Source organism: Aurantiacibacter sp. D1-12 (genome assembly GCF_028858515.1).
In the GTDB taxonomy this organism is placed as follows: Bacteria; Pseudomonadota; Alphaproteobacteria; order Sphingomonadales; family Sphingomonadaceae; genus Alteraurantiacibacter.
Genome location: NZ_JAPJZJ010000001.1, coordinates 262,188 through 279,583, shown reverse-complemented (window position 1 = coordinate 279,583; position 17,396 = coordinate 262,188). Strand labels below are relative to the sequence as shown.

The following is a 17,396-nucleotide window of genomic DNA, read 5'->3' as shown; positions in this document are numbered from 1 at the left end:
ATGGCAGGGCTAAACCATGTATTCCCGGCTGCCAAGCCATCTGCCAAGTGCCTTGCCCATAGCGTCGCAACGCCCTATCTGCGCTGCCAACAGATTCCCACCGAATTACGAATACGAAGGACCCGCCCGATGGCCGCTCAATACGCATTTGTCATGAAGGACATGACCAAGACTTTCCCCGGTGCGCAAAAGCCGGTGCTGTCGAACATCAACCTGCAGTTCTATCGCGGCGCGAAGATCGGCATCGTGGGCCCGAACGGCGCGGGTAAGTCCACGCTGATCAAGATCATGGCGGGGATCGACAAGGATATCTCGGGCGAAGCCTGGCCGGGCGAGAACATCACCGTCGGCTATCTTGAGCAGGAGCCCGAGCTCGACGAGAGCAAGACCGTACTCGAAAACGTGAAAGACGGCGCGCGTGAGACCGCCGACCTCGTCGATCGCTACAACGCTATCAGCGCCGAAATGTGCGAGCCCGACGCCGATTTCGATGCGCTGGGCGCGGAAATGGCCGAGCTGCAGGACAAGATCGACGCGGTGGACGGGTGGACGCTCGACAACCAGCTCGAGGTGGCGATGGAAGCTTTGCGCTGCCCGCCGTCCGATGCCTCGGTCGAGAACCTCTCGGGCGGTGAAAAGCGCCGCGTCGCGCTCACCCGCCTGCTGATCCAGAAGCCGGACATCCTGCTGCTGGACGAACCGACCAACCACCTCGACGCCGAAAGCGTCCAGTGGCTCGAAAACCACCTCAAGGAATATGCCGGCGCCGTGCTGATGATCACCCACGATCGCTACTTCCTCGACAATGTGGTGGAATGGATCCTCGAGCTCGATCGCGGCTCCTACTACCCGTACGAAGGCAATTACTCGACCTATCTCGAGAAGAAAGCCAAGCGCCTCGAGCAGGAAAGCCGCGAGGAATCGGGCAAGCAGAAGGCCCTCGCCCGCGAACTCGAATGGATGCGGCAAACCCCGTCCGCCCGCCAGACCAAGTCGAAAGCGCGTATCCGCAAGTTCGACCAGCTGCAGGAGGAAATGGGCAACCGCAAGCCGGGCAAGGCGCAGATCGTCATCCAGGTGCCCGAGCGCCTTGGCGGCAAGGTGATCGAGGCCAAGGGTATCACCAAGGCATACGGCGACAAGCTGCTATTCGAAAACCTCAGCTTCATGCTGCCCCCCGGCGGCATCGTCGGCGTGATCGGCCCCAACGGCGCGGGTAAATCGACGCTGTTCAAGATCCTGACCGGCAAGGAAACGCCCGACGAAGGCACCGTCGAAATCGGCGACACCGTGCGCCTAGGCTATGTCGACCAGAGCCGCGACCACCTCGACCCGAAGAACAACGTGTGGGAGGAAATCTCCGACGGGCTCGATTACATGAAGGTCAACGGCCACGACACCAGCACGCGTGCTTACGTGGGCGCATTCAACTTCAAGGGCCCGGACCAGCAGAAGAACGTCGGCAAACTCTCCGGCGGCGAACGCAACCGCGTCCACATGGCGAAGATGCTGAAGCAAGGCGGCAACGTGCTGCTGCTGGACGAACCGACAAACGACCTCGACGTGGAAACGCTCTCCGCACTGGAAGACGCCATCGAAAACTTCGCCGGCTGCGCCGTGGTCATCTCGCACGACCGCTTTTTCCTGGATCGGCTTGCGACGCATATCCTTGCGTTTGAAGGCGATAGCCACGTGGAGTGGTTCGAGGGGAACTTCGAGGCTTACGAGGAAGATAAGCGGCGGCGTCTTGGCGACGCAGCGGATCGTCCGAGCCGGGTGCAGTATAAGAAGCTGACTAGGTGAGACCATCTTCCCACGGAGCGGCGTTCAATACGAGCTTGTAGATTGACCGTCCCGCGAGAAAGATCTTCTCATGTGCCTCTGTGATTTCGGATAACTCGACTGGTCGCAACTCCATTTTCAGCTTGCCTCTAGCGGACATCTTGCTGATCACCATCTGGTCATTTTCGTACGGCCCAATTTGCTGGTGCATGAACATGTTCCGGAGGCGTTGAGCTTCCTTTACGTCTCTCAATGTCGCCTTATACTCGGCCAAGTGCGGCCTTTCGTGGAGATGCGCCTCGCAGAGTGACGCAAACATGTCGAGACGTTGGGGGAAGCTTGAGTGGATTGTAAGGATCGTGAAAAAAGGATCGATCGGGTCATTATAACCAGCGAGCTTCTGCAGCATCAGATCGAACATTCTCTCGAATGTTGCCCAAGCCTTCACTACCTTCCCTAGTTCTATCAACCATTCGTCCGGCAAATAGTCAGGTTCGTCGCTCATCTTACCCCACAAAATCTGTCGATAACAACATGGGACAGCGTCCCGGCAAATTCCAAAATTAGTGGCTGATGCGAAAAGGGGCGGGTTTCCCCGCCCCCCGGTTAAGTCAAGAGCCAGATCGCGACCGCAAACCACCTGATGATGGCAGCAATGTCGATGCTCGTCTCAACTTTCACCTCGACTTGGAATTTCGGCATGACCGATCTCCCAGGTCGCGGCGCGCCGCTGACCTGAAAGGTTAGCGGAATTCGCGGCCACGTTTCGGATTGACCCCCGTCGGTGGCTTCCGGGCTGACGTCCACATATGCATCTGCTTCAGTCTGGCGGTCTGGTGTGTGGAGCCAATCCGACTGCCCATCGGACAGTTTGGGGACTGGGGTTGCCACCCGCCAATCTCGATTCAACTTGATGGGCGCTTACCAAACGCTTCAATGAGGATCGAAGCATCACCATGCCTCTTCCGGAACAAATTAGCAACACGCAAGCCGGAGTTTTCCCCAGAACACCTTTCTAGATGTTCAGCGTCAGAAATTTGACTCCCCCCGCCCCGGTCCCCACATAGCCTCGCAAGGCGCTCGACACGCGGGCGCGTGTACCGGTCGGCGCGCAAGCTCGCGCCGCGAACACTCAACTTCCAAGGAATTCCATGACTACTCCCAACAGCGGCGACACCGTGACCATCGACTATATCGTCAAGAAGGGTGACGGCACCGTCGTCGGCAATACCGAGCAGACCGGCCCGCAAGAGGTGAAGCTGGGCGAGAACCAGATCTTCCCGCAGGTCGAGGCCGCGCTCGCCGATATGGCGGTGGGAGACGAGCAGTCTGTCACCGTGCCTTCCGACAATGCCTTCGGCCCGCGCCGTGACGAGGCGATTGTCGATATCCCGCGCACCCAGCTGCCCGCAGAACCCGCTCCGCAGCCGGGCATGCAATTGCAGGCACAAGGGCCCAACGGCCAGCCAGTTGTGCTGACCATCGTCGAAGTGGGCGAGGAAACGGTGAAGGCCGACGGCAACCACCCGCTCGCCGGCGAAGACATCACTTTCGATGTGACGCTGCGTGCAATCAAGGCTGCGGCCTGAGACACTTTCCTACAGGCCCTGCTCTGCTTCACAGCGGCGGCTATGAGCTTAGACCACACACAAAGGCGCGCTTGATCGGACGGTTAGGCGCGCCTTTTTGCATGCGAGAGATTTAGCTTCAGGACAGTGTAACAGGTGTAACAGGTTCGCCGCTCCACTTGGGAGAACGGCTCGCGAAGCACACAATTGGTTCAGCAAAGTCACCCCGAACCTTAACGTTAAGCAAGCAAGGCGGTTCAGTTAACGCTCATGCCGACTCGTTACATCTTGCGACATTACAGCGTACTGGGCCGCATCACTCGGGCGGCATTGGTCAACATAGGGAGATGTTGCAATGCAACTCGCACACTTACTGAAATCAAGCGGCCTCGCCGCCATCGCAGCCTTCATGCTCGCGCCTAGCGCGCCTGCTGTCGCTGCCGATGCGGGCGCCGATAGCGCATTGGAACAAGACCGGGGTGATCGCGCAGACCGACAAGACCGCCGCCAACGCGGTGAGCGCTCGCGCGGAGAACGTCGCAATGAACGCGCCCGTGGTCGCCAAACCCGTTCGGATAGCAATGGTGGTGGTCGCCGCGCGGTTGACCGGGAGGATGCTAGCCCGGCTATGGTTGCACCGCCGCGCGCCACGCCTGCCAGACAGGATCGCCGCCGTGATCGCAGCGAGAACCGCCGAGACCGGACCGAGCGTGGTGACCGCAATCGCGGCGCTGATCGGAACCGTGATCGGGACCGCGGTGCAGACCGCAATCGTGACAGGAACCGCGGTGCAGACCGCAACCGCGATAGGAACCGTGGTGCTGATCGCAACCGGGGTGAGCGTAGCGAGCGTAACCGCGACCAGCGTTGGCGGGGTGATCGGGATCGCAGCTATGGCAGCCGCGACCGGGATCGTCGCCAGTATCGCGACCGTGATCGCAACCGCTCCTATGAAGGTCGCGATCGGCGCTATCGTGATCGCGATCGTGACCGCCGTTACCGTGATGGTGACCGCAACCGGTACCGCGATGGCTATCGTGAGGGCCGCCGCGATGCGCGGCGTGACTACCGCTCGCACGACCGCAGCCGCTATCGGGAAGGTTATCGCGAAGGCCGCCGTGATGCGCGACGCGACTATCGCCGCTGGGATCGCCACAACTGGCGTCGCGACAACCGCTACAACTGGAACCGCTATCGTTATAACAACCGCAACGTGTTCCGTCTGGGCCGCTATTACTCGCCCTATCGGAATTACAGCTATCGCCGCCTGAGCATCGGCTTCTACCTGGACAACGTGTTCTTCGGCAGCCGGTACTGGATCAATGACCCGTGGCATTACCGCCTGCCAGAGGTCTACGGCCCCTATCGCTGGGTGCGCTATTACGACGATGTCTTGCTGGTCGATATCTACACCGGCGAAGTGGTGGACGTGATCTACGACTTCTTCTGGTAACGCCAGCTCTCCTCACATTGCCGGAGCGAGTGGCCGGTAATGGCCCCCCGTCGCCCTGTTGGCGGGGGGTTTTGGCGTAGCTGGGCAAAAGGGGCTTGCCTACAGGCTGATCGGGTGGAAAAGCTCTTACCCATATGAGCACCGAAACGAAGAGTGAGTTTCCGCCCAATGCCGATCAGGCGGGCCTGAAGAGCGTCGGCAAACGCGTGCGCGAACGACTGGCCGACAATCCCGCCGCCTACAAAGTGCCGAGTGACGAGGTAGAGCTCTACGCTGTCGGCGACTTCATGACGGCGGACGAGTGCCGCAAGATGATGGAGCTGATCGATGCCACCGCGCGGCCAAGCCAGGTGTTCGATATCGACTATTCGGCGGGATACCGCACCAGCTATTCGGGCGATGTCGATCCGCACGATCCCTTCGTGAAGAAGATCAGCCGCCGGATCGACGATCTGCTCGGCGTAGATTCCAGCTTTGGCGAGACCGTGCAGGGCCAGCGCTATATGCCGGGGCAGGAATTCCAGCCGCATCATGACTGGTTCCATCCGAACACCAGCTACTGGGATCTGGAAATGGGCCGTGGCGGCCAGCGCAGCTACACGACGATGGTGTTCCTCAATGACGTGGAAGCAGGCGGCGCGACCGAGTTCACCGATATCGGCATCTCGATCGAACCCAAGCCGGGCGTCCTGCTCGCATGGAACAACGCCAAGCCCGATGGCATTACCAACACGATGACGATGCACGCCGGCCGCCCCGTTCAGCAGGGCAGCAAGTACATCATCACCAAATGGTACCGGACGAAGAGCTGGAACTGACCGCGCTTAGCGAGCGAGTGCCTCGGCAATCAGCTTGCGCGTATTCTCGACGCCATACAGCGCGATAAAGCTACCCATACGCGGGCCCTGTGCAGAACCGAGCAGCGTCTCGTACTGCGCCTTGAACCAGTCACGCAGGGACTCGAATGCAAAGGTCTCATCCTTGCCGATCTCGTAAACGATGGTCTGCAAGTCCTCGGCAGGCATATCCGCAGGAACCTCTGCCAGCCGCGCATCGAGCGCCTTGAGTGCCGCTGCCTCGTTCGCTTCGGGCGCGCGCTTGACGAGCGTTGGGGCGATGAAATCCCGGTTGTAGGCGAGCGCCTTCTCCACAAGCACATCGAGCGCCGGATGCGCCTCTGGCCGTGCGTCTTCCACGTAGTTACCAAGGTAGGACCAGACCTGATCGCGATCAGCCTCCGCCCCGAGCACACCGACAAGGTTGAGCAGGAGGCCGTAGGTCACGGGCAGGGTATCACCAGCACCCGCAGGTGGATTTGCGGTGCCGCCGCTGTTGGCACGCAACAGGTGCCACGCGGGGTTACCCATCTGCTTGTCGACCGGCTGATCGGTAATGTTGCCGCGGAACTGCCAGTACTCGTCAACCGCGCGCGGGATCACGCCGACGTGCAGCTGCTTCGCGCTCTTGGGATTGGCGTAGATGTAGTGGCCAAGGCTCTCTTCACTACCGTAGGTCAACCATTCCTCGATCGTCAGGCCATTACCCTTCGACTTGGATATCTTCTCCCCATTGGCATCGAGGAACAGCTCGTAAATCAGCCCCTCAGGCTTGCGCCCGCCAAGCACCTTAGCGATCCGACCCGACTGCACGCCGGTGTCAGTCAGGTCCTTTCCATACATTTCATAATCGACGCCCAACGCGACCCAGCGCATCGCAAAGTCAACCTTCCACTGCAGCTTGGACATGCCGCCCAGCGCGCTCTGCTCGACAACGCTGCCGTCTTCATCGGTGAAGCGAACAATGCCTTCGTCGGCGTCCACCACTTCGACCGGGACCTGCAAAACGTGCCCCGTCGCCGGGCTGATCGGCATGATCGGCGAGTAGGTTGCCGCACGCTCCGCCCGCAGTGTGGGCAGCATGATGTCGAGGATCGCCTGATTATTACGCAACACACCGCGCAGAGCATCATCGAACGCACCCGAATTGTAGCGATCGCTTGAGGCGACGAACTCGTAGTCAAAGCCGAAGCGGTCGAGGAATTCGCGCAGCATTGCGTTGTTGTGCGCGGCAAAGCTCTCGTACTTCTCGAATGGATCGGGAATGCGGCTGAGTGGCTTGTGCAGGTTCTCTTCCAGCACAGCCTTGTTTGGGATGTTGTCAGGCACTTTGCGCAGACCATCCATATCGTCGCTGAATGCAACAAGCCGCGTCGACGCGGGATTGCCGTCCGCATCGGCAGCAACGATCTCATAGGCACGGCGCACAAAGGTCGTACGCAAGACCTCCTGGAACGTGCCGATATGCGGCAGACCACTCGGACCGTAGCCCGTCTCAAACAGCACAGGCTCGCCACCGGGCTTTCCGTCCCGATAGCGTTTGAACAGCCTCTGGGCCTCCTGAAAGGGCCAGGCCTTGGAATTGCGAGCTGCTTCGATGAGTTCGGTGCTGAATGTCATAAGCCGCCTTTTGCCCAAGCACGTCCATTTCGCAAGTGCGAAGACATTTCGGAACAAGGCGTTTCCCCTGCCGTTGGCAAAGCAAACCCATTTTATGGACGGAGCACGTTTTGAATTACATAGAGACCCTGCAGCGTCAGGTCTTCGACATGTGGCAAGGTTTGATCGCCATGCTGCCCAACCTGGCGATCGCGCTGGTTGTCCTCATCCTGACCGCCCTTGTGGCCAACTTTGCGACGAAGATTGCCGACAAGATCGTCGGCAAAGCGGATCTGCGCCCATCCCTGCGACAGTTGATTCATACGCTCGCCAAATTGGCGGTCTGGATTCTGGGCATCATGCTCGCGCTGATCGTGGCGATACCCGGCTTTACGCCAGCCGGGTTGATCGCTGGCCTTGGAATCGGCGCACTCGCCATCGGCTTTGCATTTCAGGATATTTTCGAGAACTTCCTCGCCGGGGTACTGATCATGCTCCGCGAGAAAATGCGTATTGGCGATCTGATCGAGTGCGAAGGAGTGCTGGGCAAGGTTGAAAAGATCACGCTGCGCGAAACCTACATCCGTCAGCTATCGAACGAGCTGACAGTCATGCCCAATTCCATACTATTCAAGAACGCGGTCGAAATTCTGACAGACGACACGGTACGCCGCAACGAAGTGGTCGTTGGCGTAAGCTATGATGCCGATCTGGAACTGGCGCAGCGGGTAATCCGTGAAGCGATGCAGACGGTAGATGCCCTGGTCCAGGATCGTCCGATAGATGTCTTTGCAGACGAATTTGGAGGCAGCTCGATCAATTTCCTCGTCCGCTGGTATGCGCAATCCTCATCTCGCGATCTCCGGGAAACCAAGAGCGAGGCGATCAAGGCGATCAAAAAGGGCCTCGATGCAGCAGACATCGAAATCCCGTTCCCCATCGTCACCAACATGTTTCCCGAGCCCCTGCGCGTCGAACAGCAGACAATCGACTGACCTTACCGCGCAGATTTAGCCCCAGTCGAAGTTGATGCTTCGGTTGATCCTGACCTGTGATTGTTTTTGCCGTTCTTGCACTTCCCGCCGGGCCTTCTCGATAGCTTCGGCCTCGGCCCGGCGCTTGGCGGCAAGATTGGTTGTGACCATGCCTGTAGGAGCGGACGAAGGCGGGGTCTGCGGAGTAGGCTCGCCATGCCCGAGCATCTGCCGGTTTCGCGGTTGGCCGGTCGAAACGAGCGTCGCGGGATTGACCGACCCTGCGGAGACGAGCGATCCGATGGTAGTGTCGGCCACCTTGTCTTGGCTCGTTGGACTGAGCGATCCGGTCGAGGAGTTCGGCATTTCCGGTGCCTTGGAAGGCTCTGCCTGGATCACCTGCGGCCGCTCTACCAAGGTTTCGGCATCCTCTCTCTGGCGACGCCTGAACCACACAAAGCTACCGAGCAAGGCGGCGAGCAACGCGCCCAGCATCGCTGGCCAGTAGCCCCAGCCTTCGCCCTGCGTTTCAGGTGCATCAGATGAAGGAACGCCATCTTGTGTACGGCTGATCGAAGGTCCGGCAGTCGCGCCAGGAGCCTCTGCGGTAGGGACTACCTGTGGATTCAAACCCTCTGTTGCAGTTGGCTGAGGCGATTGCGGCGTAACTTGTGGACCAACCGATGTAGCCGGATCTTGCGTCCGCCCCGTCCGGCTTGAAGGCTGTGGAGCAGGTGTCGCTCCAGCATCCTCAGGAACAGATTGAACAACGGGTGCCGAGGTCGCCGCTGGCTGGGGCGTTGTCGATGCTGTGGAACTTGGCACTGGACCAGGCTCCTGAGGCGCCTGCTCCCCTTCACCCGGATCGAGTCTGAAGTCGCTCGGGATCGTTTGCACCGGCGTTATCGGCGTCGGTACGGGCGCAGGCGTGCCCGTATCCTGCGCTGCGGCAGAAGCGGGCGCCATAAGAAGAACCAAGGCGAGTGCAATTTGGCGTGACGACATCGGCAAAGCCCATACGCATCTTGCGTGACGCCCGCCTGAACAATTGTTCAGAATGCATCACAGCATTGCCCGAGCTGCGACGAAACGGCTGCATTTTGCGGTCGGATTGCCGGCTCGCTCAACCTTGTAATCGCAAGTAAAGAGAGGCGGCATGCCCTCAGACACACCGCCTCTCCCATAGCCAGGTCAATCGATTGCGAGCCTAAGCCGCAATTGCTTCCTCACGGCGCGCAAGATGCGGCCAATTCGACGGATACTGACTAAAGTCGATAAACGAGCCATTGCGGAACTTGCGATCGAGCGACTGCACGATCAGCCTTGCCCGACGACGGCGCGCCTTCATCGAGCTGAAGGGATTGGCCCGGTCCGGCTTCGCATTGGCGATGCGATCGATCAGCGCCACGCGCTCTTCCAACGTTGCAGGCTTGCTGCGCGGAAGCGGTGTGGATGCGCCTGCGGTCGCGGGCCCTTCGGTGCCTTTATCTTTAGGAGTGAAAGTCGCCATTGGCGTTACGTTTGACACTGCCACCGCTTCCTTTTCCGCGCCGGGGGTCACGAAAGCCATGTCCGCCTCTTCAGCCGATACCACCGGCTCAGCAATGTGGGTTGCCGTAGTCGCTGGCAGCGACTCTGCCATCACCGGCTTTGCGGTTGCAGGTTTAGCATTCTGCATCGTTGCAATGCGCGCCTGCTTTGCAGGGGGCACACGACGCTTACGGGCAACGAGAATGCCGAGCAGGATTAGAACCACGAGACCACCGCCGCCCAACAGCAAATAGCGCGCTTCGGGCGTCATCAGGGTGGCAGTACCGCTAGCGGCAGCATTGTCAGACGCTGCAGCAATGTCGCTCACCGATTGGGCTGGAACTGGTGGTAGAACAGCGGTTTCGCTATCGAGCGGAGCCTCAACGCGATCGCCGATCAGGGCACTTTCACTTGTGTCCGCAGACGCAGGTGTCGCGATCGTCGGCTGACTCTGGGCTGCAGTCGCACGGGTTGCTGAGGACGTAGCGGGAGCGGTCGCGTCAGCGGTTTCGGTTGCGGCGGTCTCGTCCGCCATTGATGCGGTTTCAATCGGCGCTTCTTGCACCACGGGCGCGGAAATGTTGCGCTGTGTAGCGCTCTGCTCCGCAGCCGGCGCAGGCTCCGTCGCCTCCTGAGGAAGCGGCGTCACAATGACCGGCTGCCCCGGATTGATCGGGTTGAGCAGGATCGGCTGCTCGGCAGGGGCAACTGTACCGGATTCCGCAGCTTGCGGAGCCTCTCCAGATGCGTCCTGAGCGGCCGCCTGCGTGGAACCAAAGGCCACTGCCGCAGCAATCGCGGAAGTGGCACAACGAGCGAGTGTGTATGTTTTCTTCATAACACCCAACCAACGCGCCACATTTTCGTCGAGTTTCCTGAACAATCGTTCAGTCAAAATTTTAATGTTTATATTTCAATATCTTGAGAGATTGGAAATCAGGCGAACAGAATGCGCGCTGCGGTGAGGCGAGCGCAATTATGGCGGAAATATGCCGAATTCACGCGCCGCGATGGCTCACAATTACGCACGACACCTGACCGTTTGACACCATATAGCAGAGACAGTGCAGCATTACTCACTGCCATCGGCAAAGCCGTAACTCTCCTCGCGTACCACGGATCCGCCTGATTGGCGGGGATATTTGTTGGGGCGAATGCCCTCGATGTTTACATTTCGTTCTCATGCGCGATAGTGGCACCGATGGCTGCGCATCCTCTCCCCCTTCCCGCTCTGCACGCCAGCCATGCGGGCAGCTGGGCGCGCGCTGTGAATTGTGAAACGCACGGGATTTCCAAGGGTGAGGCGGTGATGTCAGCGGCCGATACGCCGCACCTTATCGTGAACGCCCCACTGATCGCGACGCGTTTGGGATACCCTGACCTCTCGGGCCTCGACCTTCTCGAGCTGTTCGCCTTCATCCATCCCGCGAAGTTCTGTGTGCCCACGCCCAAAGGGCTGGCGCATGCGCTTGGGCTGGACGAGCCTGCTGATGGATCCAATGTGCCGGAATTTTTGCAACTGGCGGCAGGCGAACTGCTTGCGCGCTGTGAGAAAGAGGATTGGGCCGAGCGTGAAGGTGCATGGAGCGTGCTGCAATCGCTCGCCAAGCTGCGCTGGCCGTGGGCACCGGTCCTCGCGCCGCACATTCGCCAGCCGGAAAAAGCTGAGCGATGGCTCTTTGCCCGCCTGCCTGAGTGGGAGGAAGTACCCGAGCGGCCGCAGCCGGGACAAGTAAATCTTCCTGAGGCTGTAATCCTTGATGAGCTTGAATATCTGACCGGAGAGGGCGCGGAAAGGCGCGAAGGCCAACGCAATTATGCCGGCGCAGTCAGAAACATCTTTGCCCCGCGCGAGAAGCATGCGCGACCGCACGTCCTACTGGCCGAGGCGGGTACGGGCATCGGCAAGACACTGGGCTATCTCGCCCCGGCATCACTCTGGTCGCGCGAAGCTAAGGGCACGGTCTGGGTAAGTACCTATACTAAGAACCTGCAGCGCCAGTTGCGTGCCGAAAGCCGCCGTGCATGGCCGGAGAAGCGTGCAGACGGGTCACGACCAGTGATCATTCGCAAGGGACGAGAGAACTACCTCTGCCTGCTCAATCTGGAAGATGCTGTACAAGGCGGCTTTGGCGGCCGCGCGGCAGTCGTCGCGCAGTTGGTGGCGCGGTGGGCGGCGTTTACCCGCGATGGCGACATGATCGGTGGAGACCTTCCCGGATGGCTGGGCACGCTGTTCCGCAACCGCGCTATCAAATCGCTCACCGATCAGCGCGGTGAATGCGTCTATGCAGGCTGCCCGCACTACCGGAAGTGCTTTATCGAGCGCGCTGCGAGAGCTTCCGCGCAGGCTGATTTGGTGATCGCCAACCATGCACTGGTAATGGTCAATGCGGCGCGCGGGCGAGACCATGCGCAACGTCCCACCCGCATCATTTTTGACGAGGGGCACCACGTTTTTGATGCAGCCGACAGTACCTTCTCTGCCGCACTCACCGGACAGGAGGCCATCGAACTTCGCCGTTGGATCATTGGGCCGGAACGTGGTTCCAAGGGCCGCAGGCGCGGACTCTCTGCCCGTCTCGCCGATGTTGCCAGCTATGACGAGGCGGGCGGCGAAGCGATTGAGGCGGCACGCGATGCCGCGCTCGCGCTTCCTTCCGATGGCTGGCTAGGCCGCATCGCAGAGAATGCGCCGTCAGGGGAGATCGAAACTCTGCTCGCTGCCGTTCGCGGGGTGACCTATGCTCGCGATGAAAGCGGCGCAGCGGACGCAGGGTACGGGATCGAGACCGAAGCGGCCGGACTGGAAGGCAACTTTATCGAGCTCGCACAAAATGCAGCCCAGGCCCTGTCTGCAATCCGTATTCCTCTGATCAAGTTGGGCGTCCGCTTGGAAGCTATGCTGGAAGAGGCACCCGACTGGCTCGATGGCCAAGGCAGAGCACGCATCGACGGCGCGCGCTTCTCACTCAGCTGGCGGATCGATACGTTGGCGGCATGGGAAGCACTGCTCGGGCGACTTGGCGGCCCCGCCGATCCCGAATTTGTCGACTGGCTGGCGGTTGACCGCAACGATACGCGCGAGTTCGACATCGGTCTCTACCGCCACTTCCTCGATCCGATGAAGCCTTTTGCCAACACCGTGCTGGAGGGCGCGCATGGCGTCATGCTGACCAGCGCCACGCTGACAGACCGGCTAGCCGAAGGGCGTGACTGGGAATCCGCTATAGCCCGCTCAGGCGCGCCGCATATCGAAGTCCAGCCGCGTGTGACGGAGGCCGAAAGCCCGTTCGACTACGCCAACAACGCCGAGGTGCTGATCGTCACCGATGTGAAAAAGGGCGGCCTTGCAGGGCTCGCCGGAGCATATGCGCGGATTATCGAGGCATCGGGCGGCGGGGTGCTCGGCCTGTTCACAGCGATCAGAAGACTGCGTGCAGTGCACGGGCGCATTGCCGACAGGCTTGCCCGCGCCGGATTGCCTTTGTTCGCCCAGCACGTCGACCCAATCGATACGGGCACTTTGGTCGATATCTTCCGCGACGATCCGCGCTCCAGTCTGCTGGGTACCGATGCCTTGCGCGATGGCGTGGACGTTCCGGGCGAGAGTCTGCGCTGTGTGGTCATGGAGCAGGTTCCATGGCCCAAGCCCAGCATTCTCCACCGCGCCCGCCGCGCAGCCCAAGGAGGCAGCGCCTACGATGACCGGATCATTCGCGGGCGACTAGCGCAAGCCTTCGGACGCCTGATCCGCAGCCGTAATGACAAGGGCCATTTCATTGTACTCTCCTCCGCCTTTCCCAGCCGGTTACTAAGCGCCTTTCCCAAAGGTGTGCCGATTATCCGGCTTTCGCTTGATGAGGCTTTACAACGCGTGGCCAGCGGTGTTTCGTGCGTTGCGGACGAAAGACAAGAGGACACACCAGTTTGAAACGCCTCGGCCTGCTGCGCCACGCCAAATCCGATTGGGACGATCTCAGCCTGCGGGATTTCGATCGCGGCCTGAATGATCGTGGCAGACGCGGTGCCAAGCTGATGGGCGACTATATCCGTGAATATGGCGCCAACTGGGACATGGCCATTGCCAGTCCGGCGGAACGGGTAAAGCGGACACTGGACGCAAGCGAACTCGATCTGCCCGTTACGTTCGATGAAAAGGCATACCTTGCAGACGCCTCCACTCTCATGACACTGGTGAGCAGACATGCCGGTAATAGTGATGCGGTGCTGGTCATCGCCCATAACCCGGGAATGCAGGAGCTGGCGCTCAACCTGGTCGCGCATGAAGACGAGAACGACCTGTTTCATAATGTGATGCGGAAGTACCCGACCGCTGCATTTGCAATGTTCGAGCTCGAAATCGAAGACTGGAGCGATCTTGCGCCGGAGTGCGGCAGGCTCGTCCACTTCGCCCGCCCGCGCGACCTTGATGCGAATCTTGGCCCGCAGACAATGGGCTAGACACGCCCGATCAGAAGTGGGTTAGCGAGGCTGTTAGTCCAGCGCCGCAGCAAGGCGATCACGGATCGCTCGCAATTGTTGGGTCACTTCAGGTGGAGGTGATCCGGTCGTTTCAGCCACAGGAGGCGCAACAGTCGTAGCCGTTTCGGCAAGCTGGCTGATGGCGCCGGATGCGCCGGCAGCAATCGCCTTTTTTGCGCCTTTCAGCGTGTAGCCTTCCTGATTGACCAGCCGATTGATTGTTTCGACCATGGCCACATCTTCGGCGCGATAAAGCCTGCGCCCTCCACTCCGCTTCAATGGCTGGAGTGAAGGGAATTGCTGTTCCCAATAGCGCAGGACATGCGCCTTGATGCCGAATGCGCTGGAAACTTCCCCGATGGTGCGCATCGCACCTTCAGCCTTGCCGTCATCAAACAGCGGCCCCGGGGAGTTTTCCATACCCATCAGGCCTTGGCGATCCGGTCTTTCAGCTTGTGGCTGGCGCGGAAGGTCATCACCCGGCGCGGCGTGATCGGCACTTCAACGCCCGTCTTGGGGTTGCGGCCAATGCGTTCTTTCTTGTCGCGTAGGATAAAGCTGCCGAAGCCGGAGATCTTCACGTTCTCCCCATCGGCCATGGCATCACACATCTTGGCAAGGATCGCTTCGACCAGATCAAGGCTTTCCGCACGGGAAAAACCCATCTTGTGGTTGATCGTCTCTGCCAGATCGGCACGTGTCAAAGTTCCAACGGATCGCATGGAATCCATTCCTAATCCTCCAAAATCAGCCGACCCACAGATGGTTTATGAAGCGAGAGGATAGGGAAAGCAAGCGAGCTACGCTGTTTTTGCGGGAAAAATCCTACGCGCGCAGGAGACTTGCGCCCCACGTGAAGCCTCCACCCATTGCTTCAAGCGCAATGAGGTCACCTTTCTTGATCCGTCCGTCCTTACGTGCAACGTCGTAAGCGAGCGGAACCGAGGCAGCCGAGGTGTTGGCGTGCTGCGCCACCGTCACAACCAGCTTTTCCTTGGGCAGGCCGAGTTTCTTGGCGGTTGCATCCAGGATGCGCTGGTTGGCCTGATGCGGTACGACCCAGTCTATATCCGCAGGCACATAGCCCGCTTCATCCAGAACCTCTCCCAGAACGCTGGAAAGGTTGGTCACCGCATGACGGAAGACTTCACGCCCCTTCATGCGTAGCTTGCCCACTTCACCAGTGGTCGAAGGCCCGCCGTCGACATAGAGCATTTCGCAGTGCTCACCTTCTGCATGCAAACGCGTTGCGAGCACACCTGGGCCATCTTCTGCCACTTCCTGCGCTTCCAAAACAAGCGCCCCTGCCCCGTCGCCAAAAAGCACACAGGTAGTGCGATCTTCCCAATCGAGGATACGACTGAAGGTTTCGGCGCCAATCACAATGGCGCGCTTCGCCATACCGGACCGGATCATCGAATCTGCAGTACCCATTGCGTAGAGAAAGCCGGAGCAAACAGCCGCAACATCGAAGGCCGCAAAGCCGCTGCCGCCAAGGGCCGACTGGACCTGTGTGGCGGTGGCAGGGAAGGTGTTGTCAGGGGTTGCCGTGGCGAGAACAATCAGGTCGATCTGTTCGATGGTGACACCCGCATCGGCCATAGCTGCCTGTGCTGCTGCTGTGGCGAGTGTTCCGGTCGTTTCACCCTCTCCTGCAATATAGCGCTGGGTGATGCCTGTGCGCTCGCGGATCCATTCGTCGCTAGTGTCGACCGTCTGTGCAAGCTCGTCATTGCTGACGCAGCGCTTCGGCAGGGCCGAACCCGATCCCAGAATAACCGAACGGATCATTTGCTTTGCTCTTCTCCGTTGGAAGCTGGCTGGCCACTGTCTCGCAAGGCATCCTCGCCCAGCTCCGCAAGATCTGCGGCAATGCGGGTGGTGATGTCGTCTTCCAACAGGCGCGCGGTGACATGCACGGCATTCGCCACGCCCTTGGCATTGGCGCTGCCGTGCGATTTTACGATCACGCCGTTCAGGCCGAGGAAGACGCCGCCGTTGTGATTGTTCGGGTCGAGATGATGGCGCAGCAGCTCGGTAGCCGGACGACTGACAAGGAAGCCAATCTTGGAACGCAGCGAGCTTGAGAACGCGGTTTTGAGCAAATCGGTCACGAAACGCGCAGAGCCTTCGATGGCTTTGAGCGCGATGTTGCCCGAGAATCCGTCGGTCACCACCACGTCCACTTCACCGCGATTGATCTTGTCCGCTTCGATAAAGCCGTCGAACTCCATGGCCAGCCCTGCATCGGTCAGAAGCTGGCTGGCGGTACGCAAATTATCTGTGCCCTTGATGCTTTCCGTGCCGATGTTGAGCAGGCGTACGCGCGGCTGCGGCTTGCCGGTCACAATCCGTGCATAGGCGGCACCCATAATGGCAAACTGCACCAGGTTGCGGGCATCGCAATCGGTGTTGGCGCCAAGGTCCAGCATCACGACATCATTATCGCCCAGTGAGGGCATGAGACCCGCCAAAGCCGGTCGATCAATACCAGGCATTGTGCGCAGCGCGAGCTTGCTCATCGCCATCAGTGCGCCGGTATTGCCACCGCTCACCGCAGCAGCACATTCGCCTTCCTTCACCGCATTGATAGCCAGGCCCATGCTGGTGGTTTTCGCACGGCGAAGCGCGCGGCTGGGCTTTTCGTCGCCCGCCACAACCTCGTCGCAATGCAGAATTTCGCTGGCAGATGCCATGCCCGGGTGTTCATCGAGCGCGGCTTTGATCCGCGTTTCGTCACCCACAAGCAGGAAACGGAACCTGTCGTGGTTGCGGCGCGCCTCGGCAGCGCCATGCACCATCACGCGCACGCCTTCATCCCCGCCCATCGCATCAATCGCGATACGCGGCAGAGTCATGCGTTAGCGCTCCTATCCAATGCGGAAGTCTTAGAGACCCTTGGGCTCGATTACCTGACGGCCATTGTAGTGACCACAGGCATTGCACAGCATGTGCGGGCGCTTGAGTTCGCCACAGTTCGAGCATTCGTGGAACGCCTCGACCTTGAGCGAATCATGACCCCGGCGATTGCCCCGGCGATGCGGTGAAACTTTTCTCTTAGGGACAGCCATCTCGGCACCTAATCCTGTAAACTGATAAAAACTGTTGGGTGCCGCCCTAGGCGAAGGCTCACCCACGCGCAAGCGCGGTGGCGAACTAACTCGCTGGT

The 17,396-nt window shown here is 60.0% G+C and carries 16 protein-coding genes; 7 read left to right on the top strand and 9 right to left on the bottom strand.

Annotated features, from left to right (window positions below; all coding sequences use genetic code 11):
* The first annotated feature begins 129 nt into the window (after positions 1-129).
* Positions 130-1,803 carry an energy-dependent translational throttle protein EttA gene (ettA, locus tag OOZ52_RS01455; RefSeq protein ID WP_274696707.1) on the top strand — a complete coding sequence of 558 codons (1,674 nt, stop codon included), beginning with the start codon at positions 130-132 and terminating at the stop codon, positions 1,801-1,803.
* Here the strand turns inward: ettA and OOZ52_RS01450 are convergent.
* On the bottom strand, positions 1,796-2,287 hold the full coding sequence (locus OOZ52_RS01450; RefSeq protein WP_274696706.1) for a hypothetical protein: 492 nt from the start codon (positions 2,285-2,287) through the stop codon (positions 1,796-1,798). The genes ettA and OOZ52_RS01450 overlap by 8 nt on opposite strands.
* A 646-nt stretch (positions 2,288-2,933) precedes the next feature.
* On the opposite strand from OOZ52_RS01450, the gene OOZ52_RS01445 reads away from it, so the two are divergent.
* The 3 genes from OOZ52_RS01445 (at position 2,934) to OOZ52_RS01435 (ending at position 5,621) form a co-directional block, all read left to right on the top strand.
* On the top strand, positions 2,934-3,371 hold the full coding sequence (locus OOZ52_RS01445; protein WP_274696705.1) for an FKBP-type peptidyl-prolyl cis-trans isomerase: 438 nt from the start codon (positions 2,934-2,936) through the stop codon (positions 3,369-3,371).
* Positions 3,372-3,705: 334 nt separating this feature from the next.
* A complete protein-coding gene (locus tag OOZ52_RS01440) occupies positions 3,706-4,803 on the top strand; it encodes an RcnB family protein (RefSeq protein WP_274696704.1) in 1,098 nt (365 codons plus the stop codon).
* A 134-nt stretch (positions 4,804-4,937) separates the two neighbouring features.
* Positions 4,938-5,621, top strand: coding sequence for a prolyl hydroxylase family protein (locus tag OOZ52_RS01435; protein ID WP_274696703.1), 684 nt, complete (start codon positions 4,938-4,940; stop codon positions 5,619-5,621).
* Between the two features lie 6 nt (positions 5,622-5,627).
* Here the strand turns inward: OOZ52_RS01435 and OOZ52_RS01430 are convergent, their stop codons facing one another.
* Positions 5,628-7,259, bottom strand: a complete 1,632-nt coding sequence (locus OOZ52_RS01430) for a lysine--tRNA ligase (protein ID WP_274696702.1) — start codon at positions 7,257-7,259, stop codon at positions 5,628-5,630.
* A gap of 110 nt (positions 7,260-7,369) precedes the next feature.
* Here OOZ52_RS01430 and OOZ52_RS01425 point away from each other — a divergent pair, with 110 nt between their 5' ends.
* Positions 7,370-8,233 (top strand): mechanosensitive ion channel family protein, encoded by an 864-nt coding sequence (locus OOZ52_RS01425; protein WP_274696701.1) that lies wholly within the window; start codon positions 7,370-7,372, stop codon positions 8,231-8,233.
* A 15-nt stretch (positions 8,234-8,248) separates the two neighbouring features.
* Here the strand turns inward: OOZ52_RS01425 and OOZ52_RS01420 are convergent, their stop codons facing one another.
* Together OOZ52_RS01420 and OOZ52_RS01415 are read right to left on the bottom strand one after the other, a co-directional pair.
* Complete coding sequence (locus OOZ52_RS01420; protein ID WP_274696700.1) at positions 8,249-8,842, bottom strand: hypothetical protein; 594 nt, start codon at positions 8,840-8,842, stop codon at positions 8,249-8,251.
* Between the two features lie 577 nt (positions 8,843-9,419).
* Positions 9,420-10,580, bottom strand: a complete 1,161-nt coding sequence (locus OOZ52_RS01415) for a hypothetical protein (RefSeq protein ID WP_274696699.1) — start codon at positions 10,578-10,580, stop codon at positions 9,420-9,422.
* Between the two features lie 363 nt (positions 10,581-10,943).
* Here OOZ52_RS01415 and OOZ52_RS01410 point away from each other — a divergent pair, with 363 nt between their 5' ends.
* Both OOZ52_RS01410 and OOZ52_RS01405 read left to right on the top strand, forming a co-directional pair.
* Positions 10,944-13,676: an ATP-dependent DNA helicase gene (locus tag OOZ52_RS01410; protein WP_274696698.1), complete on the top strand. Its 2,733-nt coding sequence runs from the start codon at positions 10,944-10,946 to the stop codon at positions 13,674-13,676.
* Entirely contained in the window at positions 13,673-14,206 is a 534-nt protein-coding gene (locus OOZ52_RS01405) for a SixA phosphatase family protein (protein WP_274696697.1), read from the top strand. The genes OOZ52_RS01410 and OOZ52_RS01405 overlap by 4 nt, the downstream gene beginning before the upstream one ends.
* A gap of 33 nt (positions 14,207-14,239) precedes the next feature.
* Here OOZ52_RS01405 and OOZ52_RS01400 read toward each other — a convergent pair whose 3' ends face one another.
* The 5 genes from OOZ52_RS01400 to rpmF all read right to left on the bottom strand — a co-directional run bounded on the left by OOZ52_RS01400 (position 14,240) and on the right by rpmF (position 17,298).
* Positions 14,240-14,647, bottom strand: coding sequence for a MerR family transcriptional regulator (locus OOZ52_RS01400; protein WP_274696696.1), 408 nt, complete (start codon positions 14,645-14,647; stop codon positions 14,240-14,242).
* Positions 14,648-14,652: 5 nt separating this feature from the next.
* The gene (locus tag OOZ52_RS01395; protein ID WP_274696695.1) at positions 14,653-14,949 is read right to left on the bottom strand and encodes an integration host factor subunit alpha; all 297 of its coding nucleotides are present in this window, start codon (positions 14,947-14,949) and stop codon (positions 14,653-14,655) included.
* 103 nt (positions 14,950-15,052) lie between these two features.
* Positions 15,053-16,018: a beta-ketoacyl-ACP synthase III gene (locus tag OOZ52_RS01390; RefSeq protein WP_274696694.1), complete on the bottom strand. Its 966-nt coding sequence runs from the start codon at positions 16,016-16,018 to the stop codon at positions 15,053-15,055.
* Positions 16,015-17,085, bottom strand: a complete 1,071-nt coding sequence (plsX, locus tag OOZ52_RS01385; RefSeq protein WP_274696693.1) for a phosphate acyltransferase PlsX — start codon at positions 17,083-17,085, stop codon at positions 16,015-16,017. The genes OOZ52_RS01390 and plsX overlap by 4 nt, the downstream gene beginning before the upstream one ends.
* A 30-nt stretch (positions 17,086-17,115) precedes the next feature.
* The gene (gene rpmF, locus OOZ52_RS01380; protein WP_274696692.1) at positions 17,116-17,298 is read right to left on the bottom strand and encodes a 50S ribosomal protein L32; all 183 of its coding nucleotides are present in this window, start codon (positions 17,296-17,298) and stop codon (positions 17,116-17,118) included.
* Positions 17,299-17,396: the final 98 nt, after the last annotated feature.